The sequence below is a fragment of the Methanobacterium sp. genome, from assembly GCA_012838205.1.
Classification (GTDB): Archaea; Methanobacteriota; Methanobacteria; order Methanobacteriales; family Methanobacteriaceae; genus Methanobacterium.
The window spans coordinates 1-26029 of record DUPR01000004.1 but is presented as its reverse complement, the minus strand read 5'-3'; the positions used below and the strand labels follow the sequence as shown (position 1 = coordinate 26029).

Genomic DNA, 26029 nt, shown 5'->3' with positions numbered 1-26029 from the left:
AATAATGGAAAGAAAAGAACTTTTATTATTAAACCCTGCAGAATATGAACATCATTTTGATAAATCTGCTCTTAAGACTTTAGAAGGAACACCAGGACTTGAAAAAGCAGTCAAATATGTTCACAAGCATGGTGTGGAAAGGATAATCAGATTATCATATACTGGTAGTAACATTAAAGTAACTTCTGATAATTTCCCAGAACTTTATAAATTACTGGAAGAAGCATGCGCCAATATTTTCCTTAAAGATCTACCTGAATTGTATATTCAATGGGATTATGACATCAATGCATTTGCTATTGGATCTCAAAATCCCATAATTATTTTAAATTCCGGTGCCGTAGATTTACTATCTGACGATGAATTGTTATATCTATTAGGTCACGAAGCAGGGCATATAAAAAGTGGGCATATGCTGTATCATGATATGGCTCTAGTGATACCATTTTTAGGAGATCTTATTGGTGCTGTGACATTAGGTATTGGTTCAGTGGTATCTGCCGGGTTAGAATTAGCACTGTTATATTGGTACAGAATGTCTGAACTGACAGCAGACAGAGCCGGTCTTTTAGCTTGTCAAGATAAAAATACAGCATTCAGTACTTTAATGAAAATGGGTGGAGTGCCTAAAAATTTTTATGAAAAAATGAAGACTGAAGACTTCATAAAACAAGCTAATGATTTCCAAGATTTTGATTTTAATACAGCAGATAAAGTAGCTAAAACAATAATGATAAGTCTCTCCGAACATCCATGGACTGTTTTAAGAACATCTGAACTAATCAAATGGATAAATTCAGGTAAATATGATGAAATTATAGAAATGCATGGTAAAGGTAGTTTAGAAGAAATAGAAATAACTTGCCAGAAGTGTGGGAAAAAATTGGGTGGTAATGAAACTTTCTGTGGAGTTTGCGGATCAAAGGTGTGGAAACGCTAGTAAATTATCTAGTCATTTTCCCTTTCCTTCTAATAGTCATTCAGCTTTCTGTCTAATTAAAGCCACTGGAATAGGAGATATTTATCGTGATTGATTGGAAAGAATTTCAGGGTATAGTGATTGATAAGTTAGGTCGAAAAATATCCAAAGACGACAACCCTGATCAAAATAAGGCAATCAGTGCACCTATCAGTCAATCCCAATTTCTGGTGGCAGGGCCAGGTTCCGGGAAAACCACAGTCATGGTTTTGAAGGTACTAAAATTCATCTACGTGGATGATGTTCACCCTTCATCTATCTTAGCTACAACCTTCACCAGAAAGGCAGCAGCCGAGTTAAGATCTAGAATCCTTTCATGGGGAGATGAAATAAGACAAGCACTCCTAAAGGACCAAAAATATCAGGACATACATCCCCATCTAAGACTCCTAGATTTCAATCAAATCATAACCGGCACCCTGGACAGCATATCCCATGACATTCTAAAGATCCATCGTGCTCCTGGTGCAGCACCACCAGTAGTCATCCAGGACTTCGTAACCAGCGCCCTCATGCTAAAAGTAGGATTATTCAAGGATGAAAAACATCATAACCAAGACCTCAAAGATTACCTCATAAAGCTCAGGGGAGGTGCATTTGGCTTTAACATCAACCAAATGTGCAAACAATTACTGGAATTAAAAGAAAGAGTATACTATGACCAGGTAGACTGGGAAAAACTCAAGAAACTAAAACAAAATGATCATCCTGGCTTTGAAGTAGCCCACCAAGCCATCAATGACTACTTGGATGAACTGAAAAATAGAAACCTCTTTGACTATGCCATGTTAGAAGCAGAATTCCTGGACCAGTTAAAAGATAATAAACTGGACGACTTTCTTAACAGCCTAAAACTCATACTAGTAGATGAATACCAGGATTCAAACCTCCTCCAAGAACAGATCTACTTCCAACTAGCAGAAGCAGCAATTAAAAATGGTGGAAGCTTGACTGTGGTAGGAGACGATGACCAGTCACTCTACCGCTTCCGAGGAGCAACTGTAGACCTCTTCACCAACTTCCTGGAACGATTCGAAAAACAAGTTCAATTAAAAGATTACAAACCTGACTTAATTCATTTATCTGGAAACTACCGCTCCACCCATAACATAGTCGGATTCTGCAACCAGTACTCACAACTAGACACCGAATTCCAACTAGCCAGGGTAAAAGACAAACCAGCTATCCAACCAAAAAGGACCCACCCACTCACTGAATTCCCGATTTTAGGAATGTTCAGGGATGACGTTGAAACTTTAGCCAAGGACTTATCAGAATTCATCCATCAGGTGGTATTGGGAGATGGATACAAAATACACGGTGACATCATAAAAATAAACCCAGATGAAGGGTCACCAACTGATCTATCCATACTTCTAAGCTCACCAAATGAACGCGCTTCTAAAAAAAGGCTCCCCTACCATTTACGAAAAAAACTCAAAATACCAGTCTTCAACCCACGTGGCCAGAGTCTAGAAAGAACCAATGAAACAAAGATCCTATGTGGTCTGATCTTAGAATGCATCGACCCGGAATGTGAAATCCAAAACACCATTGAAAAACTTCCCTATGAAGCACGTTCAAACTTCAAATCCTGGAGAAAAACAGCAAGAAAATATGTAGAATCCAACCCCGAACCATCCTCTCCATTATCTTTAAAATCATTCGTGGAATCATGGCGAAATAGAAAACCATTAGCAAGGCGAACCTGGAAAAAAGTGGTTCCCCTCCTGGATCTGACCTATAAACTGGTAACCTGGATACCCACTATGCAGAACGATGTAGAGGGCTTAGTATACTTAGAGGCCATCTCCCGTACCATAGCAGAAACCGCTCTATTCAGTTACTATGGTGGGGAGCTTGTTTTTGATGAAGAAGACCCTGAACAAGAATTTGATTCCATTAAAGATGCAATATGGAATATTTTCGTACCCTTAGCCACTGGTGCCATAAAGGTAGATGAAGGACTCCTAGACACACTACCTGATAACCGCATAAACATCATGTCCATTCACCAGTCCAAGGGACTGGAATTCCCGCTGGTGATTGTTGATGTAGGTTCAGATTTCAGAACAAAGCACCATACTCAAGCATTTAAAAGATTCCCAGAGGGAGGGGGTAACTCTTGTGCCTTGGAGGATGAAATTAGGATTTGCTCACCACTGGGACCTCCCACTAGACCTGCACGCCACCGAGCATTTGATGATTTAACCAGACACTACTTCGTGGCATACAGCCGTGCTCAGGATGTTCTCTTATTAGTAGGGCTTAACACTTATCCAGGGATACCTAATGTGGCCACTGGATGGACTAGAAATGGCAACTGGCCATGGGAAGGATTAGATAATATAACATTTATTTAAAAAAAAATTTTGGATAAATATCATAATTCGTTAATGGTAGTTGATTCATATGACGCTGTCAGTCAGAAACAAACCATACATAATCCCCGAGTACAGTCTTACTGGTGACCTTTTAGCCTATCTAACCTGCGGATTACAGTACCGTTACCAGAACAAGGCAACTTTACCTCCTTCCATGCCCATCCAGTTATGGTTCGGTGAATTTATCCATGGAGTTATGGAAGAAGCTTATCTTAAATGGAAAGATGAAGGCTGGAAAGATTTCCCTTGGGACTGGAAAACCCAGATTCGTGAGATAGAATTGGAAATCCATAACCGCATGCAATCCAGAGGATTACAACCACCTGCTAACTTATTCTGTCCATTCGAAGGTGAAAGTGAACATCCCGGCCTCTGCCCAAACAACCAGCATCCCCATAAACTGGTGGCCAGTATCAGGGCCGAAGCCTCAATTAACACGTGGGGACCTCATCTATTCCCTTTAGTTGACGATAATGAGGTGCGGCTTAAAGGATTGCGTGACATGCCTCACTATCAGAAAGGAATTAGCAGATCCAATTATTATGGTGTTACTGGTGTTATCGATGTACTCAGCTCCATTAAACTTGAAGAAGCTACAGATAAGAATTTGATCATTAAATATTTACATCGTGACCCAACATTTCAGGAGAAGCTTGATAATTTAGAATCAGATCGTTATGAGGTTATTGTGGATTATAAAGGTATGAAACGCCCTGCCATTGGCTCCCCCTCTTGGAACTATCATCACTGGCAAGTTCAAACTTATGGCTGGTTAAGATCATTGCAAACAGATTCCCAGCCAGTGCTTATTGGAATCCTTTTCTACTTGAACGAATTATCATTATTTAAGGAAGACTTGAAAGAGCTCAAAAGAGATGTTAAAGAACATAATACGGATATAATGCCTGATGGTGGTGACAGAGAAGTGATTTTGAAATGGAATCCTTCAAAAAAGGTTCCTTCACTTTCAGAACCCTTCAGGCATTTACGTTCAGTGCGCATTATCCCCATTGATGAAGTATCCCAGAAAAAATCACTGGGAGAATTCGATAATGTAGTGGCGGATATTGAACAGAGCATCCTAAATGAGGTTGATGGTCAGGTAATACAGACCTCTTGGAAGACCAATCCGGATAAGAGAACTTGTGATGCTTGTGATTATAAGACTTTCTGCAGAAGTTCTGTAAGTAAAAAGAAATTAACTGTTCCCTAACCTAATTAAAAAAAAATTTTATATCAGGATTATCTGTTATATTAATACAAAATGCTATTTTTTGGGTATAAAACCAGTTTATAATTTATATAGTAAACTCTAATAATTTTAAATCTAGAAAAACATTTGTTGATTAACTATAAAACTTTGAAAACTTAAAGGAAGGCCAATAATGAGAAAATATTATTTGGACAATCTTCGTTGGTTGATAATTTTGATTTTATTCCCCTACCATGTATTGTTGGTGTACACTCCAATTTCATCCTATTATATTAACGCAGCTAGCAATGTCATTGCCAGTGTTTTTATCTTAAGTTTTGCTCCATGGTTCATGCAATTATTGTTTGTAATAGCCGGAATAGCCACCTACTATTCCTTAAAAAGAAGGGATGCCACAGAATATCTCAAAGAAAGAGTGTCAAAACTCTTCATTCCAATGGTAGCCGGTATGATCCTAGTCATACCCTTTAGCACATATTATGCTTTTCTCCTCAATGATTATACTGGAATCTACCTAAACCTCAATGGTTATACAGGAAGCTTCCTAAACCTATGGGTGGAACTTTTCACAAATCCCTTGCACTATTTCCAACAAGGCATTCTTATCGGCCCCTTATGGTTCTTATTATACTTATTTATAGTGTCACTAGTTGCACTGCCTATTATAATGAAATATAAAAAGGCGGACTGGAAAATTCCAACTGAAAAAATTACCATACCTAAGTTAATATCATTAATCATACCTTTGACAATTGCCAGCTTTTTTTTAAACATTTTCCCTGAAAAAAGCATTGCACAGATCTTTTTACTATTTATTTTCGGATATTTCTTACTATCAAGTGAATCTGTACAGGAAAAATTAGAAAAAAGAAGATGGCCACTGTTCATATCTTTCCTTCTAATCAACATGTTATATGTTGCTATGGCTTTAAGTTTCTTAAATACAGCAGCTGATGGATCTGTAACCATCCCCTCAACCCTAGACATCATAGTTTCCTTATTAATAACAAAATTAATGATTAACTCCATTATATGGTTAGGAGTTCTTGGTGTAATCGGAATGGGCAAACATTACTTGGAGTTTAATAACTCTAAAACATTGTATCTATCAACAGTATCCTTCCCAATTTATATCTTCCATATTGTATGGGTTAACTTCTTCATCTATTACACTATAAAATTAATACCAGATTTAATGCTGGTGCAAATAATTCTCAGCCTCATGCTTAGTTTCATATTAACCATTGTAACGATTGAAGTAGTGAAAAGAATCCCCATAATTCGATCCCTATTTGGGATCAAAGCCTGAAACATTCAATTTACATCCCAGAGAGGGTAAGCAGATTAAATCTGCCTGATCTTCCCTTCAATAGCAGCCTTCATAATCAGTCCAGTGAAGGGAACATTATGGGATCTGCCATTTGTGGAAAAGGTTAGTGTGTGACGATCAATACCCGTGAAATACTCTGTTTTTTGTTTATTCTCACGTTGACTGGCTATGCCATCCTTATAAGCGGTGATAGATATTATCTTCCGGAGATCTATGTTAGTGGTTCTCTTGGATCCAATGAAAATCAATCGCTTATTGGTTAAAACCAGGGTACCCCTGTCGATATCCCGGAGCTCATCACGAGACTCACTCCGGGCTGCCACACTACCCATACGGAAGGACACGCCCTTAGCCACCCGTATAGTAGGCCCAGCATATCCACCCCTGGTATGCCTAACTGCACGTGCTTCCCTAAGAGTGATCCCACTTAAGGCAACACAAGCTTCTTCATTCTTTTTTAGAATAATAGGAGGGTTAGGTATGGGTGTTAAGTTTGTTTCTCCCTTGTTCAAGGCATTAACGAAAAAAGTCATATCATTCTGTGCAGCTTTCTGTTCAATTAAGGCTTTTTCCTCATCAGATATTCCACCATGGGCTATTCGGGTCCACTCAGTTTCAGTTAATGTTTTCCTACCATATCTTTTCCAAAAATCGGAGCTAATGTCATAAATGGTCTTAAACAAGTATTTGTTCCCTGTTTTTTCAAAAATTGCTCCGCAGTAGTCACATTCCAGGAGGTTCTTGGTGGAGAGGAATCCTTTAAATGTTTTAGGTGTGAGTGGTTTGTGGTTGCATGCTGGGCAAAGCTCCCGCCATGACTCAGATCCAGTGGGTGGAATGTATTCTACTTTTTTAGTTTCAACCGGAGCTCCCTCATCTATCTCATCATCCTCAGATTCCTCATCGGAAGGTTCATACTCATCATCATCTTCTGCTTCATGTATCTCTACAAGTGGTTTTTGAAGATCTTCAGTTGCCTCTGAAGGTTCATGAGGTTCTTCTTTTTCTATTAAACTTATCCCACACTCGTTACAGAACTTGGCATTATGTGGATTAAGGGTACCACATGAAGGGCAAGGTTCAGCCTCTTTTTCTAACTCCATACCACACTCCATGCAAAAACGTGCTTCTTCTGGGTTTTCTGCACCACAATTCTTACAAATCAAATCCCTCATAACTTCCCCTCGTTATCTATTGATTTAGTCCACATCCTTTGAAATCATTTCTAACTAGGGAGCAATGCCCCATAAAAGATATTTTTCACAAATTCACCATTGGTTACATGACCATCATATTGAAAACGTTCCCACCTTTCATCATCGGTCCGCTTTTTATCAAATAAACTTATATTCTACGATTTAACATCTTGACCTATTCAACTGACAGGTTCATTGTTAGCTGACAGGCCCACCCATTTCCCTATTAGGCCGGAAGATTTCCCAATAGTAGTCATCTACTGTTGAGTGCCCTTGTAAGGATGTGACAGTTCTCCAGCTACTTTTTCCGCTGCTTTTTGGTTCAGCAGTTATTTCAACAGATTGACTGCTGTATTTTTTCAATGTAACGGTTTGTTTGACGGTTTTACTACCAGCAACATAAGTACCATACATTACATAATTTTCTTCGCCAATCTTATAGGTCTCCCATTGGTAAGTGAAAGGACCATCCTGATATTTAGCATTACTACCACTCATACTACCCGAGTCTATTAAAATCGGTCCGGAAGTGTGATCATGACTGGGGGTGGTAGTTGCTGGAGTAATATCATTACCTGCTGTTATATTAGTGGTATTGTTGGTGGTTGGTGCTTTATTAGTTAACAACATGCCGACGGATATTCCAATACCTAAAACCAATAAAATCACAATGACTATAAGTAGCTTATTAGAGTTGCTCATGGTTTTAGGGAATTTTGATAAAATGTGATTTAAATCAGCCCCACACATCTTGCAAAATTTTGCACCAGCATTGTTTTTATGTCCGCATTTTTCACAATACATCTTGACACCATTACCAACTAAACAAGATGCTGTTTTTAGTAGTAATCATATACGGTGACTGTCCAGCTTTCCAAGTCCTTTGATGTCACATACACCCAGTAGGTTCCTGGTGGCCCAGTTACTTTGACTGTTTTTTCCTTACTGCTCAGGGCATCGGTGGGTCCCCAGTTTACCTCCCCAGAACCGAGTATATGGCTGGTGTCACTAACATCTATATTCATATAATTAGTGTTGTAATTCAACGTTGGAGTAGCAGACATTACCACCTTAAATTGTTGTCCTTTAATTAGAAATGAACGGTAATCATCACTGATGCCTGAAAAACTGGTGACTTTATGCCAATCTGCCTTATATGTAATTTTTTCCCCGGATTCACTCACTGATGAGGGGGTGTTCATTGTTGTTGGATTATTATTATTGGACTGCAATAACAGTCCAGCAGTAACACCTAACACCCCTACCAGGACTACCACTGCTAGAATCAATATTTTATTGGTTTGACTCATCCCAGTATTTGGTGGGCTTGGCCTTTGTCTGCCGAAGTTGGGATTCCTTCCCAGTCTAGCTCCACAGTTATCACAGAAAGTTGCATCCATATCATTTTCATGTCCACAATTCTGGCATATCAATAAATCATCCCCCTTATAAATCTTTTAAACCTTTTTTGAGAAACACTCCAAAGGAACCACCCACAGCACCGGAAATAAAAACCAGTACCATGGTGATAATCCATTTAGTTATATTGATTGCTAATTCCAATGAATCAAAAACTGATGAAGAACTGGTTGTAGTAGTTAATGAAGATGAGGACATAGTTGAATAATATGGTTGGAGGGATTGGGAGATTGTTGCTGCTATTCCTATGGTTATGAATAATATTGCACCAACCACCAATCCTAAGATCACCATGGCTATTAAGCTCAGGAATATTCCATTTCTGGCCCCTTCTTTAGCATCATCACATCCCACTATCCCGGTGGTGATTCCACCAAAAAAGGTCATGAACATGAGAACAACTGCCACATAAATCATGAGGTCTAAGGTTGTTGTTGCTATAATGTACCCGAAGATTAAGCTACTTATTATCAGAACAATACATGAGACACCCAATCCCATGAACACAGCAAACAAGTTCAGATCTCTGTTAAAACGGTTGATGAAATTTAGATTTAATTTTTTACCACATTTTTTACAAAACTGTGCTTGGAGATTATTGTCAAAATTACAATGTGGGCATGTTTTTATAGGCTCATCACCCTCCAACAATGAATTTTTTGTTTCTTTCACCTGATTTGGATTAGGAGTATAGATATATTTCCCTCCACAATTACATTTATCAGAAAAATCATCAGGTGATTCATTATTTTTTAGTTTGTATATGTTCCCACATTCTTCACATTGCTGATAACCCATATTTATTACTCCCTTACACATAATTGAAAGCAAACAATATTACAATATGATAACAATAATATTATGCCCTTCACATCTATTTAAATCTTGATGTGATGATCTACACTAAAATAAATGAATTATTGGATAAATAAAAAAAAGGAAAAGGATATCCCTAGATCCGGAATCCTCGGCGGGTCTGGTAACTGGACATTTTTTCATTCTGGGAATCCATTGTTCGGAAGAATGCAGCGTGTATCACCTTTTCCTTATGGGTGAGTGCTGAACCTACAAGGTTAGGCCCTTCCAAGCGATGGTCACACCCAAATCCTATAGATTTATGTTTTTCTTCCATGGATAACCGGGCATCATCCAAAAATTTCTTGGCTTGATCCAATCCATTGAACTGGTCTTCCTCATCGGCTTTATCATTTTTTTCTTCTTGAAGAATGGCTTCTAGAGAATAACTTTTTAACAGTTTAGGGTGGAGAACAGAGTAGGCTATACTACTGGATAAAACATCTAATCCCATAACTTCACCGTTAACCATTACCAGTATGCCCTTTTGACCATCAGATAAGGGGAAGGCATGATGATAATCTTGCAAACTTTCATCACGGGATTCATAAACATCCCTCATAGCCCGGGTATTTGACATAACACGGGCCTCCCTACTCACATCATCAATTGCATTCCAAACCATCCTTTGATCTGAACGATATTTTCCCTCAGTCTTCAAAGATTTGTTCACTGAAGCAGATTTATATCTTCGCACCCGGTAAGAGGCTACATTACCTGAATCACTGAATTTTAATGATGTATAACTCCAGCGCCCCTGTTCAGTGCAACTTACTGGAATTACAGTCTCAGAATTTTGTTTAAGTAGTATGGTTGTGTTTAAAACCCGATTCTGTTTGGCACCAGCCAGTTCTTCACCATCTAATAACAAAACGGGAACATTTGCCTTGTTAATTACTTTTAACTCTGGAACTGAGCCCATTTCATCAATTTCAGTTATTTTGATTAGATCTGCATCTAATGCCTCTTTTAAGGTGATGTAGTCTGAGTCATCTCCTTTGGTGTAGAGTGGGAAAACAGACATTCCCTTATGTTCCTGTATGTCACCCAAATCCATTTCATAAATATAGTTTGCTAAAACTTCATCCATTAAACCACTACTCCCTTACTTTTTTTCAAGCGACAACACATAATATTGACTTCATCCCATATAAATGTTAATGTTTAACATGTACAAACTTGTAAAAATATATACATAATTATAGTAAACACTCTAAGTAAATAATAAATAATGTCATTAATTAATGAAAATAACTTGTAAACATCCAAACACTAATATATAGGTTAAAGGAGAATTAATTATGGAAAACAATTAAAAACTTTTAAAAAATTCATTGTGGTATGTATGAAAAACACATTAATATCAACTATTTATTCTTTAGAACCAGTAATGACTTGCATTACCCAATTTTCCCCTAATAAGGTCATCTTAATTAGGGAAGAAGATGCTCCTGATAAAATAAAAGAAGCTGAAAGAATGCTTCGCGAAACAGTAGGCAAAGTCCTGGAAATAGAATCTAAACCAACCAGCATCTACAATGTAGTCATGGTGGCCCGGGACATAGCCCTAATCATTGAAGAAGAATCAGCCCACGGCCGAAAAATATTTGTTAATATCAGTGGAGGCCGAAAACCACAAGCACTAGGCGCATTATTCGGATGTTACGCACGTCAAGACATGGTGGAAAAAATTGTCTACATCACTGAAGAAGACAAAAACATCATTGATTTGCCCATCCTCAACTTTGGAATTTCCAAAACCAAGAGAAGTATTTTAGAGGAAATACAATCTGGTGAAAACAACGTCCAAAACTTATCCACCAAAATCGGGATAAGCAGAGGAATGACCTATAACCACATCCGGGAACTGCGTGAAATGGGCCTTGTAGATCCAGATTACCTTAAAATAACCAGTGCCGGAGAACTTGCCATAATTTAACAAAAACTGTATTGTTTCCATAAAATGAAAATATTGATATAGTCCTATCCCCTATCACTAAATAATTAAATTACGCATTTAATCATTATAAAAAAACGGAGTTGATTGATATGTGGATGTATATCTTGATAGGAATTATACTATTAATAGTAATATTGATTGTATGGCTTTATAACAGTTTAGTGGGTTTAAGAAACCGGGTAAAAAACGCTTGGTCCCAAATTGATGTTCAACTAAAAAGAAGAACAGATTTAATACCCAACTTAGTGGAAACAGTTAAAGGCTACGCTAAACATGAAAAAGGCGTTTTTGAAGAAGTAACCAAAGCACGGTCTAATCTTATGAATGCCCAATCTGTTAAAGAAAGCCAAGAAGCTAACAATATGCTAACTGGTGCACTAAAATCCCTATTTGCTGTTGCAGAGAATTATCCTGATTTGAAGGCAAACCAGAACTTCCTGGAATTACAAGACCAGCTTGCACAAACCGAGGATAAAATTGCCTATTCCCGACAGTTCTACAACGATACAGTTTTAATGTACAACAACAAATGTCAGATGTTCCCCAGTAACATCATCGCCAGTATGTTCCACTTTGAACAATCTGAGTTCTTCGAAATTGAAGAATCTGCAAGAGCAACACCAAAAGTAGAATTTTAGGAGACGAAGAACATGAACAAAATGAAAATTTCTTCGTTATTTTTCATTTTGATTTTTATCCTATCTGTAATGCCAATGGCTAGCTTTGCAGATGATGATGGTCGTAGTTACACCATACCCAAAGCCACATTCGATCTTTACGTCCAGGAAGATGGAAATTTAAAAGTTAAAGAAACATTGCATTACTCCTTTTCTGGTACTTACCGAGGTGTTTATCGTACCATTAATATTAAAGAAGGGGAAAAAATTAGAAATCTCAATGTTTCTACCAAAGGAGCTTACTCAAATTATCAAGTCACACCATATGATGGTCAAACCAAGATAACAGTATATCTTTATTCTAATGAGCGAAAAACCATTCCCATAACCAACAGGGATGTGGTTGTTACCTATGAATACGATTTTATCAATGTAACCAGAATTTACACCGATATTGCAGCACTGCACTATAAAGTGTGGGGTGAAGAATGGGATGTAGGTGTGGGAGAGTTAACCACCAAGATACATTTACCTTCAAAAAAAGGTGTTAAGTACTGGTTTAACCCTCCATACTATGTTATAAACGAGAAATGGGAGGATTCAGTCCTTAAAATCACATCAGACAGTATTTCTCCTGGTGACTTTTTCGAAGTACGGCTGGCCATACCTAAAGAACAGTTCAAAAATCCAGTTTATGCAATGTCAATAGATGAAGAAGGACTTCCTCAAATGGAAAAAATACAAGAAGATTACCTAAACGAAATCTACTTCTATAGCATTCTCTACTATATTTTGTCGATTTTGATGATTTTAGGCATTATAATACCCTTTTTGATCTACTTCAAACATGGTAGGGAACCAAAAACCACCTTCCAAGGAATCTATCAACGTGAATTACCCACGAATGACCCGCCAGCAGTGGTTAATGCCATATCAGGCAAAACATCAAAAGTTGGAACGCCCACTATGGACGGTTTCCAAGCCACCATCATGGATCTTATTAACCGCGGATATTTAGAGGTTAGAGTTGATGATCAGGGCAAGAAAAAGCAAGTTTTCCTGAAAATTAACCAAGACAAGGTCAAGGACTCCACTGAACTTCAGTCCTATGAAATGGATGTTATTAAATTCTTAAGAACAATGGCTGTTAATCATCTAATTAACTTGAACCAGATGAAAAAGGATCTCAAGAAAAGAGAAAATGCTGAGAACTTTAAGGATTTCTATGATATGTGGGAAGGTCATTTGGATACTATGTACTTAAAGGAGAAAACTACTCAATTCTTCATCAAAAAAGGAGCCGATCTAATGCGTTTATTTGGTATAGGTGCGTTAGTCGTTGCCGGAATAGTATTCTACTTTAATTTCATGGCCCCACCAGCAAACCCCATACCAGCATCTTTTTATACCATAATTGCATCTATTATATTGGGAATCGCCGGTATTATATCCCTTGCCCTCCCTCAAAAAGTGGGAGGTCGCTGGACACAGGAAGGTGTTGATTTTGATGCTCAATGGAATGGTTTCAAAAGATACATCCAAGATTTTTCCCAAATGAAAGAGTACCCACCAGAGTCAGTGGTGGTCTGGAACCACTACTTAGTATACGCCACTGCTTTAGGTGTTGCAGATAAGGTTAAGAAGGTTATGGAACTCTCATTATCCAAAGACCAATTGGAAACCAGTAATTTATACCTATTCCATTACTATGGCGGATATGTTGTACTTTCCTCTGGCTTAAGTACAGGTATGTCCACTGCCACCAGTGATAGTGGTGGATCAGGAGGAGTAGGTGGTGTTGGAGGAGGATCCGGTGGTGGTGGAGGTGGTGCGTTCTAAAACGTGCCATTAACTCCATTTTTTTAAAAAACTAAAGGGACAAAATAATATGTGTGAAAAATGTGACTACTGTGGAAAACCCGGAAGGGACAGATGCATAGTATGCAACAGATGTTACTGCTTGAACCATATGGGCGTAGATGGATATTGTATTGATTGTTTTTTTGGGACAGGAATGTTTGATTATTAACCAAAAAAAACATTAATAATTACCTACAAGTCCATCTTGCCTAAAATTTTCCTATTTTTACTAACAACCATTGACGGCTCCATATTACTTTTTAAAAAAACATTCTAGAATTTGATTTTTAGTATAGTGTCTTGTAAATAATTATATATTCTTCCACACCAATCATATTCATTGAAAAGTAGGGTTATAAGCTTAAAAATATAATTTATAATGAAGATGTAAACTTATTATGAACCTAAAAAAATACTTAATTATGATTAATATCTATACCGTATGGAAAGAGTAGGTGGATAAAAAAATGATCTCTGTGTATATCATCCTTGGAATATTAATATTAATAGCCCTTTACTTTGTTTATGGTTACAATCGACTTATAAATATGCGAAACATGGTGGACACATCTTATTCAAACATTGACACCTTACTGCAAAAGCGTTTTGACCTGGTCCCCAACCTGGTGAGTACAGTAAAGGGTTACATGAAGCATGAGCGTGAACTATTAGAAGAGATCACCCGGGCCAGAAGCGACTGGATGAATGCCTCCACTATTAAAGAAAATGCCGGAGCAGATGATATGGCTTCAAAAGCCTTGAAATCCATATTTGCCGTGGCAGAAAACTATCCTGACCTAAAAGCTAATGAAAACTTCCTATTGCTTCAGGAAGAACTGGTGGGAATAGAAAATAAGATAGCCTACGCCAGACAACGCTATAACAGGACAGTTCTGGATTTGAATAACGCCGTCCAACAGTTTCCCTCAAACATCATCGCCCAGATCTTCAGATTCCAAAACAGGGAATTTTTCGAAGTTGAATCTGAAAGAATACGGGATGTTCCCCAAATGAATTTTAATGGTGAAAACTGATGGATCCCATATATAAGAGCATAGCATCCAATAAAAGATGGACCTATTTTTTCTTTTTACTCTACGCAGTTTTGATAGGGATCATAGGATATTTAATTGGAATATACATTGGTTCTCCCCTGATTGGTTTGATAATTGCAGTTATGCTATTTGTAATTATCTTGCTGGTCACCTATTACGGCGGACAAAGCCTGGTAACCACCATGGCCGGTGCCCGAGAAGTTTCTAAACAAGAATCCCCCTACCTATATAACACTGTAGAAGGTTTGAGCATAGCTGCTGGGCTTCCAATGCCCAAGTTATATATAATAGACACTGAAGTTCCCAATGCTTTTGCCGCAGGCCGTAACCCTGAAAACGCCAGCATCACCGTTACCAGAGGATTATTGGAAAGGTTGGATCGTTTGGAACTGGAAGGAGTTATAGCACATGAAATGGCCCATATCAAAAATTATGATGTTCTACTAGCCACAGTTGCAGTTGTGCTGGCTGGTACCATCGTGTTTTTAGGATATATGGTTCGGTACTCATCGTATGGTGCTTTATTCCGTGGTCGGGACCGTGGAGGATCCCAGGGTCAGTTAATATTTTTCATTATCTTAATTGCCCTGGTAATATTGGCCCCAATCTTTGCTCAATTACTGAAATTTGCAATTTCCAGAAAACGAGAATACCTTGCCGATGCAACTGGAGCAAACTTCACAGGTTACCCTGAGGGATTGGCCAGTGCACTGGAAAAAATTAGTGGATTGCAGAAGAGTAAAAGTAAGCTACAAAACGATGCACTAAATGGCCTTTACATTATCAATCCAGCATTAGGGGCTAAAAGTGATCGGGGCAGCACACTGTTTTCTACCCACCCCTCCACAAATGAACGAGTAAGAAGACTGCGCGAAATGTAAATATTTATCCCGTAACTTTATTTTTTTTACATATTTTTTTTTGTATTTTTTAAAAATTGCTGATTATTCTTAGGATGGTTAATGCAAGGTTTTAACTACCATGAGAACTTGCTAATGAAACTTGGATAACCCGAATCTAAACAGAATCACTCCACGAGTATGATGTTGAACTGCTCTGATCTCTTTTAAAAGAGTATTTTTCCCTTTGGGGGTTAGATTCTGGTCAGATTCATAGGTTTCAAGTCCGGCTACGATTTTTCCAGGATATATGTAGTTATAAAATTGGGTCACACTTTTCAAATGAGTTATCTCTACTTGGTAGTCACCAATGTAGAGCATGGGTACAATGTAATCACAATGAGGGTATAGTAGGTCATAGTATTGGTAACCATCCCATTTTTCTGGTTTAGCGCACACCGAGAAAGGAACCCCCTGGGTTGCCTTGCGCATAGCCTTAATTTCTGGAATATAGTCGGGCATATGGTATGTTTCCACATCTAATTGTACTCCGATCTTCATCCTAGCAATCTGAGATGCATGTTTGAATCCAGGAAACACCCAGGCATTAGTTTTGATTCCCACTGAATCTGCTTTCAATTTTGCTTCAGATAGTATGGAGTAGTAATTGTCATTTCTAACTAAAATGTATATATCGGTTATTCCAGCATCCTTAAGGGTTGTGAAATTGATTTTGGAAACAGGTGTGACTTTGGGGTTAATATAGTATCCCATGATAAAACCAGTTCCCCCTAATTGGATGGAATTCCAGGGATCAATAGTGATAGGGTATGGTGCTGCTATTTCTTCACTGGTACTTGTGGAGATTGAAGTGGCAATATCATTAAGTGCAACTGTACAACCCAGTGCCAGGGCAAAAAATGTTAAAAAAATGAATATCTTTTTGGATTGAATTTAAACCGCCTGCCAACCTTTTTAGTTAGTGAATTAGTCTATTTATTTATAGATTTATTGTTCATTAAAAATTTAGATTTAAGCAATTCCTAAAAAAAAATTAGATTTAAGTAATTATTGCTTAAAAATCTTCATTTTAGATGAACTTCTAGTTTTTCCAAAGTATTCATTCCATTTTTCCTCACCGAAAAGGGCTATGAATTTTTCCCTATCTTCATCTGAGTATTGGAAAGCGTCAGGCCTTTGATAACTTTTTGTGGAATATATTTCTTCTGCTTCACTTATTAATTCAGAGTTTGGTTTCCCAAAGGGTTTGCAATAGGGGTAGGCTTTTTTAATAAGTTCCAGTGTCTGGTCTGAGTACCATATCTGCTTAGCATCATATGCTGTCAGGTAAGTTTCATGTTCAAATATATCATCCCAGGACATCTGGAAATAGTCCATGAAGATCTTTTCCCTTGCTTTTAGTATGCCAGGATTGCATTCCTGTGTACGTTTGATATTGCGCATGGTGTAACTGATGCCTTTTAGAGACTTCCAACGATAATCGTGTGGTGCGAAACTTCCAAAAGAATCAAGCCAATCATATACATTTTCAATCATTTTCTCCCATAAACGGGATATAAGATTCCACTGGTTAGTGAGCGGAGTGTACTCCCATTCAATTTTCTGACGTTCCAGTCCAAACTGGAAACTATCAGCCACGTTAAAGGGAGATTGGGATGCTAGTTCGTCGTGTTTTTTTAGGATCTTTTCATGTTTTTCCACTTCCAAAGGTAAGTGTAGGAGCTCACAAAACATTTTTTCAGAAAGTATTGCATCTCGAACAACCATGTCACCTTGTAAAGCCTGATTCAGGCCTTTTTCTTCTGCCATTCGTAGGAATACTGGATAAGATACTCCTGATTTTCCGAGTTCAATTAATTCTTCAATGGGTGCTTTGAGTTTTTCATAGTTAGGGTTTCCTTTTAAACTTTCTATGGAATGTTCATAGGCTTCTAGGGTTTTTTCCATGAGTAGTTCATCACCCCCACCTTCAGAGTATTCTCCTTTAACCAAGGCAGTCATGATTTCAGTGTAAGCATTACTGAACTCCATGAAAAGGTTTTCTGTGGTTAATTTTGCTGTGAATTCTGACACATCATTGGTTTCAATAGCCAATGTTTCCATACGTTCCATGGTTTCACGCATAGTTTGGAAAGATTCACCCTGGACCCCTTTATCTTCCAACTCTTTGAACATTTTCCTATAAGTGCCTAGGATTGTATCAGCCATTGCCTTATCCACTGGCAAGTTAAATCCCCCTGTAAGTTTTAAACTGCTTGATCCTTTTTTCCAGTATTTCATCTGGTATTGGGATTACTCTTCTGTGCCTTTCTTCCCAGATAAGGCTGGCATTGTATTGCCAGTTAGGATCCCAGTTCCGTGCATTGGGAACAAATGACTCTTTCCAATCTTTAACCCCTTCTTCAATCATTTCTTGAGGTATTTGATGATTTATCTCATTTTTCCATTCATCAGGCACTTCTGCAGACTGGTATACTTCAATTTCTTCTAACATCATAAGGTCATTGTAGATTTCTTGGGTGAATAAATCCACAATGATCTCTATACTAACTTCACTTTCAATATCATTAACCATTTTAACGAGTTCTAAATCTGTTTCCACAGAATCCACCTTGTCAAGAATCCTTTCTGGAGCGTGAAGCCTAATATATTCTTTTAGTTCTTCATAATGTTTCTTTCGTGCAGTTTCCTGATCTTTCACCAGGGCTATGGCATTTTTAACTGCTAGATTTTCTGACTCCACTATTTTTCCTGATTCTTCAATGTCTGATGCGTTTGCTATTGCATCGTATAATGCTTTTTCTGACTGGTAAGAATTGGGATATAATGGATTGTTTTCATATTTTTTCAATCTTGACTGGTAATATTCTATATATTCTTGGTGTCTTTGGTCCAACAGAACGCCTCCAATTGTTTCAATTTAGATTAATCTTTAGTATTTCCGATTTAAAAGTTTGTGTTATGAGATTGGTATTAGTTACTTTTTTAGCTCTTCTAAGTATCTTATAAATCTAATTAACAGATATATATTGGTATAATACATTAATCAAAAATAAAAATCGTCTTTTTTTTTAAAAAAATTGTAAGTGTTATAAATTTATTAATTTTCAGGTTATCATGATAATAATGTTCTTAGCTAAATCTTATTATCTTTACCGAATTTAGGGACCTATAACTCATTTAGGGGTGTTTTAATATTCCATTTCTTTGAATTTTATAATGAACTTGGTACCATTAGTAGCATCTAGCTCTATTTCCCCATTTATCTGTCTAGTTAAAGTGTTAACTAGTTGCAATCCAAGGGAACTTGTATTTTTATAGTCCACATCGCTTGGAAAGCCAATTCCATCATCACGTATTATAAGAAAATGTTCATCATCTTTTATTCCAAATTCTAGATTAATTTCGCCTTCTTTTTTTCCAGGGAAGGCGTGTTTCATGGAGTTGGATAAAAGTTCATTTATTATCAATCCTAGGGGGATGGCTGTGTTTATGTCGATCATGATATTTTCAACATTCATATCTATTTTCACACGTTCAGGTTCAGTCACATAGGTGCGGTAAAGGTCCATTGCCAGAGTACGGATGTAATCACCAAAATCAATGCTTTTTAAATCAGTTGAGCGGTACAGTCGTTCGTGTATTAGGGCCATTGATTTAGCCCTGTTCTGACTTTCCCTAAACATGCTTAAAGCCTTTTTATCTTTAATATATCTGGATTGGAGGTTCAGAAGGCTGGATATGACCATTAAATTGTTTTTCACTCGATGATGTATTTCCTTTACTAGCAATTCTTTTTCTTCCAAAGATTTTCGCAGTGCTAGTTCTACTTTTTTCCTATCACTAATATCCCTTAAAGAACCTTCAATACCGATAGGCTGGTTTTGTGAGTTAAACAGATAATGAGCGTTGACTGATATGTTAAGTAAGTCTTTATCTTTGTTTACCAGTGTAACTTCATAGTCTGAAACTTCACCGTCTTCCTCGATAGCTTTTAAAAGCTCGTTTCTATCTTCAGGGTCCGAATACACCAGTTGGACAGGTTTTCCAATGAGTTCATTGGGTTTATAATTGGAATATCTTTCAATTGATGGACTTATTTCGGTTATTATTCCTTCAAGGTTGGTCTGGTAGAAAACATCCTGCACATTTTCAAAAATTTTCCTATATTTTTTTTCATTTTCTTTTAAAGCTTCTTCATTTTTTTTAAGTTCAGTTACATCACGTGCTACTCCAAACACCAATCCTTCCTCTGGCATTAAATAAGTGTTCCATGAAATCCATTTGTAGGAACCATCCTTACATAAATACCGGTTATCGAATTTTAATATATTATGACCTTTTTCAACACCTTCTACAGCTTTAATGGTTGATTTGCGGTCTTCGGGGTGTACAAATTCTAAGTATGGTTTAGAAGTGAGTTCAGTTGTGGTCCAGCCAAGGGTTTTCTCCCAAGCAGGGTTTAATTTTTTAAAGTACCCATCAAAGCCAGCAATACACAACATATCTATTGAAAAATTAAATAAACGGTCCCTGTCCTTTTCAATATCTAAACGTTTTGTGATATCTACAAAGGTTACAACAGCCCCAACAATTTCACCATCCCTAATTTTGGGATATGACCAGCACTCAGCATTAAAATAGCTACCATCCTTCCTCCAAAACACAATATTATCCGAATGAACCCGTTCTCCAGTTTTATAAGACTGATCAACTGGGCAGCTTCCAGTATTAGGGGAAATTTGATCATGAGCATGAATAAGATTATGCATATTCTTTCCCAGTAATTCTTCAGGATTCTCATAACCCAATAGGTGAATACAAGCCGGATTGCAGAATGTACAATTACCATCCTGATCTAATCCATAAATAGCTTCAGCTGCGGATGTTAGAATTAGACGAAGGTTCTCTTCACTTTCCTTCAGTAAGGTTTCAGCTTTTTTCCGTCTTAAAAATCTCATTAATTCAATGGATATATACTTAATTAAATCTTTTTCTTCCTTAAGGAAAGGATCTCCCAATTCATTATGGACATTTTCTATGTAAAATACTTCTAGAACACCTATTTTTTCTTCAGGAGTTGATAATTCAGATGATATTTTCCATTGAGTCTCTTGGAAGGGGTTGGTTTTAAATTCCATTCCATTTATTATTATCCTAACACAAGTTAGTTCAGGGTATTGGAATGCAGGAATAATAATATTAACAACTTCATTCAAAACTTCATCTAAGGATTTATCATTGGAAGATAGTGACTTAGAAACACCATAGAGACAATTCAACTCTTTCACACGTTCTTCTAAACTTTTAACTAAATCTAGTTCTGTTTGATCATCAACACCAGATATATTTTGTTTCATATTATTTTTTCCCCTGAAACTTTGAACAATTTGTGATAAGTGTCATTAACTTTTAGAGTGTCATGATTTTGGGTTGTTAAAACGATAACGTTATTTTTCTGATCTATTCCAAGGTTTTTTCTTAATAAAATCTATTCTAGCCTCTTGTGGATGTTTATCTTTTTGGTGCAATTTAGCATCCCCTACAATAATTAAATATATTATTAAATTGTTAATTCTCTTGGTAATTATCGTTAAAATTATGTTTAGTCCATAGGATGTCTTATAATTTATTGTAGCAATAATAAAAAAAGATGTTATTAAGTTTAAGATTAATAACAAGGATGTGTGCCGAAAGGAGTAGTTATTATCTACTTATAACCAAGTTATGAAGTATCCTATTCATGTATCCTCCCCCAATGTCAGTATACTAATAATAGTCATAGACTGTGACTTTCCATTTTTTCAAATCTTTGGTTTGCACATTGATATAGTATTTTCCAGGTGGGGCAGTGATGTTGATTGTTTTTTCTTTACTTTTCACTGCTGATCTTGGTCCCCAGTTTAGCTTCCCAGAGTCTAGAATGTTACGTGCATCTTTAACATCCACTTTCATGAAGTTGGTGTTATAATTTCGAGTGGGTGTGGCATTAAGTACCAGCCTGAATTTTTCACCCTTAATGGTAAATGAATAGTGGGTATTTCCAGTGCCGGTGTAGTTGGATACTTGATGCCATTGTGCCTTTTGAATTGTTTGCTCATTGGATTGGTTTAAATTTGTTAGGTAAGGCCCTGATGCTTCATTGTATTCATTCATAAAGCCTAAAAATTCGATAGTAACCCCTAAAAGAGCGACCATGGCCACGATAAATATTAGGGTCTTGGAGTTTTTCGATAAAAAATCTAAGAGAGGATTTTCTTGGTCATTGTGAATATTCGCTGGATGCAGTTTGGATCCGCATTCCATACAATACTCCGCATTTTCCTCATTTTCCAATCCACATTCCTTGCAAACTCGTTGTCCCATGTATAGTACCTTCCATTAATTTAAAACTGACAATCATAAAAATTGTATATAAACTTTAATTTATTGGATAGTATGGATTGATTTTACCATACATTTATAATCCTATGTCCAAAACCAGATCACTGGATGAGTGTTCCTAGTATAGATAACTCTAGCTGTTAGGGGGGATTGTTAATGATACCTTCAATTATCATTATAATGATAGTTTTTCATAGGTTAAGCTTTTTTTCATAGGTTAAGCTTTCGATTTAGAAAACTAACCAGTTTAGTGGCATCACCCTTTTTCACACCTGCCAGGAAGATTTCCCCATCGGTGTGATTTATTTTAAGATTTTTTTTACCCGAATCAAAAAGGGAAGTACCAGTTTTAATCAAACGGTCAAATCCTGATTTTTCCTGACGAACACCTTCAACTATTTCAGCAGCCGTAATATCTTCGAAACTTATGAATCGCCCATTATCATCTTCCAATCCATATTTAAGAATTATAATAGATTTATCTTTAGCTTTAATCAAGTATGATTCCCTTAAATCTAGAATTTCTTGAAGATCGAAAGCATGCTTTAGCTCTTTTCGTTTAGATTTTGCTTTTAAACCAGTCCCATACTCTTGGATGGTTTTTCTTTTTTTATGGAGTAGTTTTTCTTCTTCATATAAATGTCCTAGATCATCATTACCTGATTTGAAAACCAAGTTTTCACCACATTTTGGGCAAATACTGGCATCATCATGGGTTTTGCTCCCACAATAGGGACAGGTTACGGGTTCTTCAGGGTTGTTGAAAGTTTCTGTGTAGTATAATTTCCCACCACATTCACATTCATCACTAAAATCTGTTGGTTTTTCTCCTTCTTGAAGTTGGTAGTAGCCGCCGCACTGATTGCAAACTAAATAACCCATTTTTTATACCATCCATCTATGTTAACCCCTGCTGCTTGTAAAAAGTTTTCAAAAATTATCTAGGGGGTGAAGTGATTTATATTTAGAAATTCTTTTATTTGATATAAATAATTTTAAGTCGCAATGTGCTTAAGTTTTTTAGGGTTATAACCCATCATTTTTATTAATCACCTATAACAATTGATTTTTAGGTGATATGAAATGACTGATGCTGCTTATGATGATGTTGAAATACAATTCTCTGAATCAATTAAAGAAACTGTTTTATTAGCTTTGGAGAAGGAAACTGGAATCAAACCCCATGATATTGAGAGTGTAATGTTTGTAGGTGCAGGAAATGTTGTAAAAGAAGATTCAGAACATGGGCCCTATTACACAGTAAAAGGTATATTTGCATGTCACCGTAAAGGTGATTTCATATTAATCAAGGATTAATAGGGATAATAGGAATAAATTAAGACTTTTCCTTTTTTGCAACGATTTTATTTGCTACGAGATTGTGGATATCTTCTATTCTACTGTTCCAGTATCTCTTGATTAATGCTTATTTTTCTCGAATATGTTGCAAGGTTTTGTTAGATTTTAATCTGGTGTTTTTAACTTTTTTTTGTGTTTCAGTTTTCCACCACATTCACAAGCCACGAAATCACTGGGTGATTCTTCTGCTTTTAGTTTATAATAACCTCCACAATCATTACACACCAAGTAACCTTTATCATTTTTTACTTTAGTCTTACTAATTTCTTTTATCTTCTTGAATAACACCATGTTAATCCTCCGGTTATAGTAGTATAAAATATTCTCTGAACAAAATTTTAGTTTTAGACAAAAGTAATATTTCTCACACCTATATTAAATTCATTGAAAAAAAATGAGACTATTACTATAAAACATACATATTGGAAACCACCTTAGAATTGATATAACCCGTTAAAACTAATCTTCAGAATTTTAAAATCAATTACCACGAAATTTATATTATATCTAAATGGATATATACAAAATTATCACTAACCTAACCTCAAAGAATCAGAAAATATAAATCAAAAAAAAAGTAAAGTTGATAAATTCTTTATAATATATAAATTATACGAATGACTTTGTAATTATACAAATTAAAAGAGGTTTTTTTTATGTATTTAACAGCAGGAATGATAGTGATAGTGATAGGGTGGATAATTCAGTTCTATAAAACCGTGATCCAGAAAGATCCCAATATTAACTTGTACTTCTTGGTTTTATATGTTATCGGAGTTATTTCCCTAGTGATAGGCAATATACTAATCAACGACCTAACCATTGCCCTACTAAATTTATTTGGTGCAATTCTACCTTTATTAATCCTTATCATGATTAAAAAATAGACCAAGCTATAAATCAAGTCAACATTTGGTGAGGATCATCCAATGAATGGTGAAGGAGATAACACTCTCCAATGCAATAATTGCAATGCTATATTTCCAGTGGGGAGTAAATATTGCACAAAATGTGGTAACCCCCTCCCTAAAAACAAGCCAGACACAGAGAATAAGAGAAGTGTCTGCCCTAATTGTTATGCAGAATTTGATGCTGATATTGATTTTTGTAAAGAGTGCCGAACAAAAACCAAAAAAATCATCAATGAACGTGAAATAACAACTTGCCCCCGATGTTATTCTGAAATAGGTTCTGACTTGGTGTATTGCCCAGTGTGCAGTAGCCGAATTAATTCCAACGCTTCTTCCGATAAATTGTGCCCTAAATGTCTTAAAGAAGTTCCCCCTGGCAGACCTTACTGTTTATCTTGTGGAACTCCAGTGGATGCGAAAAAATCATACACCACCCAAATCCGTGAAAAATTAAAGTCACTCCGAGAATCTAAAAACAAAAGAACACAAGATAAATCTACAGTAAATATCCATCCATCAAGTAACGATACTATCCCCACCAGTGATAAATACCGAATAGATAGGGGTAAAAATGAAAAAACCAGTGCACATCACCGTCCTGAAATTTCCTGGGAAATAGTCAACCAAATAATGGAGTTTGAAAAAGAAAAGGATCTAAACCCTGGTTATCTGGTTTGTGACAGTTGTGGTGACTACTACCAGCTTAAAACTGGGGAATCACCTGGTGACTTTATCTGTGAATGCCATTGTGGTGGGATTTTAGAGCATAGATTACAAAAAAAATAGTGAATTTATTATAAAATAAATGTTTGATTAGCCCACTCACTGTAGTGGTAGTGAGTTGACCATCAAATCACTAAAACCATATCCTTCTTGATTGATCTCATTTTATTAGGAGATTTGTTTTTTTCTTAGTCAAGATAGGTAGATATTTGGGCTAAACCATACTCAGATGTTGTACTAGTTTTTTTCAAGGTTTTACCATTTTGCTCCAAAGATATGCTTAAAACTCCCGAGCCAGCATCGGATTTTTGGGCGTTAGCTGCTACAGCACCATTTATGTTACCCAAATTGATAGTTTTATCACCATATCCTTCTATGCTGCGCGTTCCCGATGAGTCAGATACAGCACCGCTCCACTCACCAGAATAACTGATTACTAGCGAAACAGGGCCACCAGTTGAACTAGTTGTTGAGTAGTCACTGGAAGATGAGTCACTGCTTGAACTACTAGTGTCATAGTTATCATTTGTTACCGTGCTCCCCAAATAACCACTTACCAAAACTCCTAAAACTATCATCACTGCCGAGATTAATAAAATGTTTCTACCATGGGTTTTAGCTTCATGATTATTCTTAGAATAAAGGAAAAGACCTAAAACAATACCTATTAACCCACCAAAAAGGGCAAAAATATAACCCAAAACTATAAGAATAGTTGAAGGTTTTTTGGCTTCAGGGCCTTGCTGGTAATAAGGTGGGCTCTGGCTAGTCTTAGTACGGCTACTAACATCTCCACCAATTGCATCTAACTTTGTTCCACAACTCTCACAGAATTGGGCGTCGTCTTTGTTTTCACTTCCACAATTTGGACAATACATATCAAACTCCCCTTTGATATTCCATCAATAAATATATAGTCTACTT

26 protein-coding genes are annotated in these 26029 nt (G+C 36.6%); 13 read left to right on the top strand and 13 right to left on the bottom strand.

The features are described from left to right. Positions 1 to 4: 4 nt before the first annotated feature. From GXZ72_00610 to GXZ72_00595, 4 genes are all read left to right on the top strand, one after another. The gene (locus GXZ72_00610; protein HHT18055.1) at positions 5 to 940 is read left to right on the top strand and encodes a M48 family metalloprotease; all 936 of its coding nucleotides are present in this window, start codon (positions 5 to 7) and stop codon (positions 938 to 940) included. A gap of 86 nt (positions 941 to 1026) precedes the next feature. Then, positions 1027 to 3342 carry an ATP-dependent helicase gene (locus tag GXZ72_00605; protein HHT18054.1) on the top strand — a complete coding sequence of 772 codons (2316 nt, stop codon included), beginning with the start codon at positions 1027 to 1029 and terminating at the stop codon, positions 3340 to 3342. A 49-nt stretch (positions 3343 to 3391) separates the two neighbouring features. Next, on the top strand, positions 3392 to 4576 hold the full coding sequence (locus GXZ72_00600) for a hypothetical protein (protein HHT18053.1): 1185 nt from the start codon (positions 3392 to 3394) through the stop codon (positions 4574 to 4576). 172 nt (positions 4577 to 4748) lie between these two features. Continuing rightward, the gene (locus tag GXZ72_00595) at positions 4749 to 5885 is read left to right on the top strand and encodes an acyltransferase family protein (protein ID HHT18052.1); all 1137 of its coding nucleotides are present in this window, start codon (positions 4749 to 4751) and stop codon (positions 5883 to 5885) included. Positions 5886 to 5920: 35 nt separating this feature from the next. On the opposite strand, the gene GXZ72_00590 is transcribed toward GXZ72_00595, so the two are convergent. The 5 genes from GXZ72_00590 to GXZ72_00570 all read right to left on the bottom strand — a co-directional run bounded on the left by GXZ72_00590 (position 5921) and on the right by GXZ72_00570 (position 10466). Beyond that, positions 5921 to 7081: a zinc-ribbon domain-containing protein gene (locus GXZ72_00590; protein HHT18051.1), complete on the bottom strand. Its 1161-nt coding sequence runs from the start codon at positions 7079 to 7081 to the stop codon at positions 5921 to 5923. Between the two features lie 219 nt (positions 7082 to 7300). Further along, positions 7301 to 7906: a zinc ribbon domain-containing protein gene (locus tag GXZ72_00585; protein HHT18050.1), complete on the bottom strand. Its 606-nt coding sequence runs from the start codon at positions 7904 to 7906 to the stop codon at positions 7301 to 7303. Positions 7907 to 7941: 35 nt separating this feature from the next. Next, complete coding sequence (locus GXZ72_00580) at positions 7942 to 8535, bottom strand: zinc ribbon domain-containing protein (protein HHT18049.1); 594 nt, start codon at positions 8533 to 8535, stop codon at positions 7942 to 7944. Between the two features lie 13 nt (positions 8536 to 8548). Continuing rightward, the gene (locus GXZ72_00575) at positions 8549 to 9319 is read right to left on the bottom strand and encodes a hypothetical protein (protein HHT18048.1); all 771 of its coding nucleotides are present in this window, start codon (positions 9317 to 9319) and stop codon (positions 8549 to 8551) included. Positions 9320 to 9473: 154 nt separating this feature from the next. After that, complete coding sequence (locus tag GXZ72_00570; protein ID HHT18047.1) at positions 9474 to 10466, bottom strand: hypothetical protein; 993 nt, start codon at positions 10464 to 10466, stop codon at positions 9474 to 9476. Between the two features lie 255 nt (positions 10467 to 10721). Between GXZ72_00570 and GXZ72_00565 the strand changes: the two genes are divergently transcribed. The 5 genes from GXZ72_00565 (at position 10722) to GXZ72_00545 (ending at position 15749) form a co-directional block, all read left to right on the top strand. Then, on the top strand, positions 10722 to 11315 hold the full coding sequence (locus GXZ72_00565) for a CRISPR locus-related DNA-binding protein (protein ID HHT18046.1): 594 nt from the start codon (positions 10722 to 10724) through the stop codon (positions 11313 to 11315). A gap of 104 nt (positions 11316 to 11419) precedes the next feature. Beyond that, positions 11420 to 11974, top strand: coding sequence for a LemA family protein (locus tag GXZ72_00560; protein ID HHT18045.1), 555 nt, complete (start codon positions 11420 to 11422; stop codon positions 11972 to 11974). 12 nt (positions 11975 to 11986) lie between these two features. Continuing rightward, complete coding sequence (locus GXZ72_00555) at positions 11987 to 13792, top strand: DUF2207 domain-containing protein (protein HHT18044.1); 1806 nt, start codon at positions 11987 to 11989, stop codon at positions 13790 to 13792. Positions 13793 to 14268: 476 nt separating this feature from the next. Further along, positions 14269 to 14847: a LemA family protein gene (locus tag GXZ72_00550; protein ID HHT18043.1), complete on the top strand. Its 579-nt coding sequence runs from the start codon at positions 14269 to 14271 to the stop codon at positions 14845 to 14847. After that, positions 14847 to 15749 carry a M48 family metallopeptidase gene (locus tag GXZ72_00545; GenBank protein ID HHT18042.1) on the top strand — a complete coding sequence of 301 codons (903 nt, stop codon included), beginning with the start codon at positions 14847 to 14849 and terminating at the stop codon, positions 15747 to 15749. The genes GXZ72_00550 and GXZ72_00545 overlap by 1 nt, the downstream gene beginning before the upstream one ends. Positions 15750 to 15860: 111 nt before the next feature. Here the strand turns inward: GXZ72_00545 and GXZ72_00540 are convergent, their stop codons facing one another. Then, positions 15861 to 16481: a hypothetical protein gene (locus GXZ72_00540; GenBank protein HHT18041.1), complete on the bottom strand. Its 621-nt coding sequence runs from the start codon at positions 16479 to 16481 to the stop codon at positions 15861 to 15863. Here GXZ72_00540 and GXZ72_00535 point away from each other — a divergent pair. Beyond that, positions 16480 to 16659: a hypothetical protein gene (locus GXZ72_00535; protein HHT18040.1), complete on the top strand. Its 180-nt coding sequence runs from the start codon at positions 16480 to 16482 to the stop codon at positions 16657 to 16659. The two genes, GXZ72_00540 and GXZ72_00535, sit on opposite strands and share 2 nt — an antisense overlap. A 116-nt stretch (positions 16660 to 16775) precedes the next feature. On the opposite strand, the gene GXZ72_00530 is transcribed toward GXZ72_00535, so the two are convergent. The 5 genes from GXZ72_00530 to GXZ72_00510 all read right to left on the bottom strand — a co-directional run bounded on the left by GXZ72_00530 (position 16776) and on the right by GXZ72_00510 (position 22994). Beyond that, the gene (locus GXZ72_00530) at positions 16776 to 17954 is read right to left on the bottom strand and encodes a hypothetical protein (protein ID HHT18039.1); all 1179 of its coding nucleotides are present in this window, start codon (positions 17952 to 17954) and stop codon (positions 16776 to 16778) included. A 1-nt stretch (position 17955) separates the two neighbouring features. Beyond that, entirely contained in the window at positions 17956 to 18624 is a 669-nt protein-coding gene (locus GXZ72_00525) for a hypothetical protein (GenBank protein ID HHT18038.1), read from the bottom strand. Between the two features lie 295 nt (positions 18625 to 18919). Next, the gene (locus GXZ72_00520; protein HHT18037.1) at positions 18920 to 21088 is read right to left on the bottom strand and encodes a PAS domain S-box protein; all 2169 of its coding nucleotides are present in this window, start codon (positions 21086 to 21088) and stop codon (positions 18920 to 18922) included. Between the two features lie 409 nt (positions 21089 to 21497). Next, positions 21498 to 22094 (bottom strand): zinc ribbon domain-containing protein, encoded by a 597-nt coding sequence (locus tag GXZ72_00515; GenBank protein ID HHT18036.1) that lies wholly within the window; start codon positions 22092 to 22094, stop codon positions 21498 to 21500. Between the two features lie 228 nt (positions 22095 to 22322). Then, entirely contained in the window at positions 22323 to 22994 is a 672-nt protein-coding gene (locus GXZ72_00510) for a hypothetical protein (protein ID HHT18035.1), read from the bottom strand. A 201-nt stretch (positions 22995 to 23195) separates the two neighbouring features. Here GXZ72_00510 and GXZ72_00505 point away from each other — a divergent pair, with 201 nt between their 5' ends. After that, positions 23196 to 23429: a hypothetical protein gene (locus tag GXZ72_00505; GenBank protein HHT18034.1), complete on the top strand. Its 234-nt coding sequence runs from the start codon at positions 23196 to 23198 to the stop codon at positions 23427 to 23429. Positions 23430 to 23576: 147 nt separating this feature from the next. Here the strand turns inward: GXZ72_00505 and GXZ72_00500 are convergent, their stop codons facing one another. Next, complete coding sequence (locus tag GXZ72_00500) at positions 23577 to 23762, bottom strand: hypothetical protein (GenBank protein ID HHT18033.1); 186 nt, start codon at positions 23760 to 23762, stop codon at positions 23577 to 23579. Between the two features lie 365 nt (positions 23763 to 24127). On the opposite strand from GXZ72_00500, the gene GXZ72_00495 reads away from it, so the two are divergent. Continuing rightward, positions 24128 to 24358 carry a hypothetical protein gene (locus GXZ72_00495; GenBank protein ID HHT18032.1) on the top strand — a complete coding sequence of 77 codons (231 nt, stop codon included), beginning with the start codon at positions 24128 to 24130 and terminating at the stop codon, positions 24356 to 24358. Positions 24359 to 24400: 42 nt separating this feature from the next. Then, positions 24401 to 25168, top strand: coding sequence for a hypothetical protein (locus tag GXZ72_00490; protein ID HHT18031.1), 768 nt, complete (start codon positions 24401 to 24403; stop codon positions 25166 to 25168). Positions 25169 to 25293: 125 nt separating this feature from the next. On the opposite strand, the gene GXZ72_00485 is transcribed toward GXZ72_00490, so the two are convergent. Continuing rightward, on the bottom strand, positions 25294 to 25983 hold the full coding sequence (locus GXZ72_00485; protein ID HHT18030.1) for a zinc-ribbon domain-containing protein: 690 nt from the start codon (positions 25981 to 25983) through the stop codon (positions 25294 to 25296). Between the last annotated feature and the right edge of the window lie 46 nt (positions 25984 to 26029).

Excerpts from the sequence above, each read along its gene's own strand:
- GXZ72_00610 (HHT18055.1), top strand. The coding sequence starts at position 5 with ATGGAAAGAAAAGAACTTTTATTATTAAACCCTGCAGAATATGAACAT.
- GXZ72_00600 (HHT18053.1), top strand. The coding sequence starts at position 3,392 with ATGACGCTGTCAGTCAGAAACAAACCATACATAATCCCCGAGTACAGT.
- GXZ72_00595 (HHT18052.1), top strand. The coding sequence starts at position 4,749 with ATGAGAAAATATTATTTGGACAATCTTCGTTGGTTGATAATTTTGATT.
- GXZ72_00590 (HHT18051.1), bottom strand. The coding sequence starts at position 7,081 with ATGAGGGATTTGATTTGTAAGAATTGTGGTGCAGAAAACCCAGAAGAA.
- GXZ72_00585 (HHT18050.1), bottom strand. The coding sequence starts at position 7,906 with ATGTATTGTGAAAAATGCGGACATAAAAACAATGCTGGTGCAAAATTT.
- GXZ72_00575 (HHT18048.1), bottom strand. The coding sequence starts at position 9,319 with ATGGGTTATCAGCAATGTGAAGAATGTGGGAACATATACAAACTAAAA.
- GXZ72_00570 (HHT18047.1), bottom strand. The coding sequence starts at position 10,466 with ATGGATGAAGTTTTAGCAAACTATATTTATGAAATGGATTTGGGTGAC.
- GXZ72_00565 (HHT18046.1), top strand. The coding sequence starts at position 10,722 with ATGAAAAACACATTAATATCAACTATTTATTCTTTAGAACCAGTAATG.
- GXZ72_00555 (HHT18044.1), top strand. The coding sequence starts at position 11,987 with ATGAACAAAATGAAAATTTCTTCGTTATTTTTCATTTTGATTTTTATC.
- GXZ72_00545 (HHT18042.1), top strand. The coding sequence starts at position 14,847 with ATGGATCCCATATATAAGAGCATAGCATCCAATAAAAGATGGACCTAT.
- GXZ72_00535 (HHT18040.1), top strand. The coding sequence starts at position 16,480 with ATGATAAAACCAGTTCCCCCTAATTGGATGGAATTCCAGGGATCAATA.
- GXZ72_00540 (HHT18041.1), bottom strand. The coding sequence starts at position 16,481 with ATGGGATACTATATTAACCCCAAAGTCACACCTGTTTCCAAAATCAAT.
- GXZ72_00520 (HHT18037.1), bottom strand. The coding sequence starts at position 21,088 with ATGAAACAAAATATATCTGGTGTTGATGATCAAACAGAACTAGATTTA.
- GXZ72_00515 (HHT18036.1), bottom strand. The coding sequence starts at position 22,094 with ATGGGACAACGAGTTTGCAAGGAATGTGGATTGGAAAATGAGGAAAAT.
- GXZ72_00510 (HHT18035.1), bottom strand. The coding sequence starts at position 22,994 with ATGGGTTATTTAGTTTGCAATCAGTGCGGCGGCTACTACCAACTTCAA.
- GXZ72_00505 (HHT18034.1), top strand. The coding sequence starts at position 23,196 with ATGACTGATGCTGCTTATGATGATGTTGAAATACAATTCTCTGAATCA.
- GXZ72_00500 (HHT18033.1), bottom strand. The coding sequence starts at position 23,762 with ATGGTGTTATTCAAGAAGATAAAAGAAATTAGTAAGACTAAAGTAAAA.
- GXZ72_00495 (HHT18032.1), top strand. The coding sequence starts at position 24,128 with ATGTATTTAACAGCAGGAATGATAGTGATAGTGATAGGGTGGATAATT.
- GXZ72_00490 (HHT18031.1), top strand. The coding sequence starts at position 24,401 with ATGAATGGTGAAGGAGATAACACTCTCCAATGCAATAATTGCAATGCT.
- GXZ72_00485 (HHT18030.1), bottom strand. The coding sequence starts at position 25,983 with ATGTATTGTCCAAATTGTGGAAGTGAAAACAAAGACGACGCCCAATTC.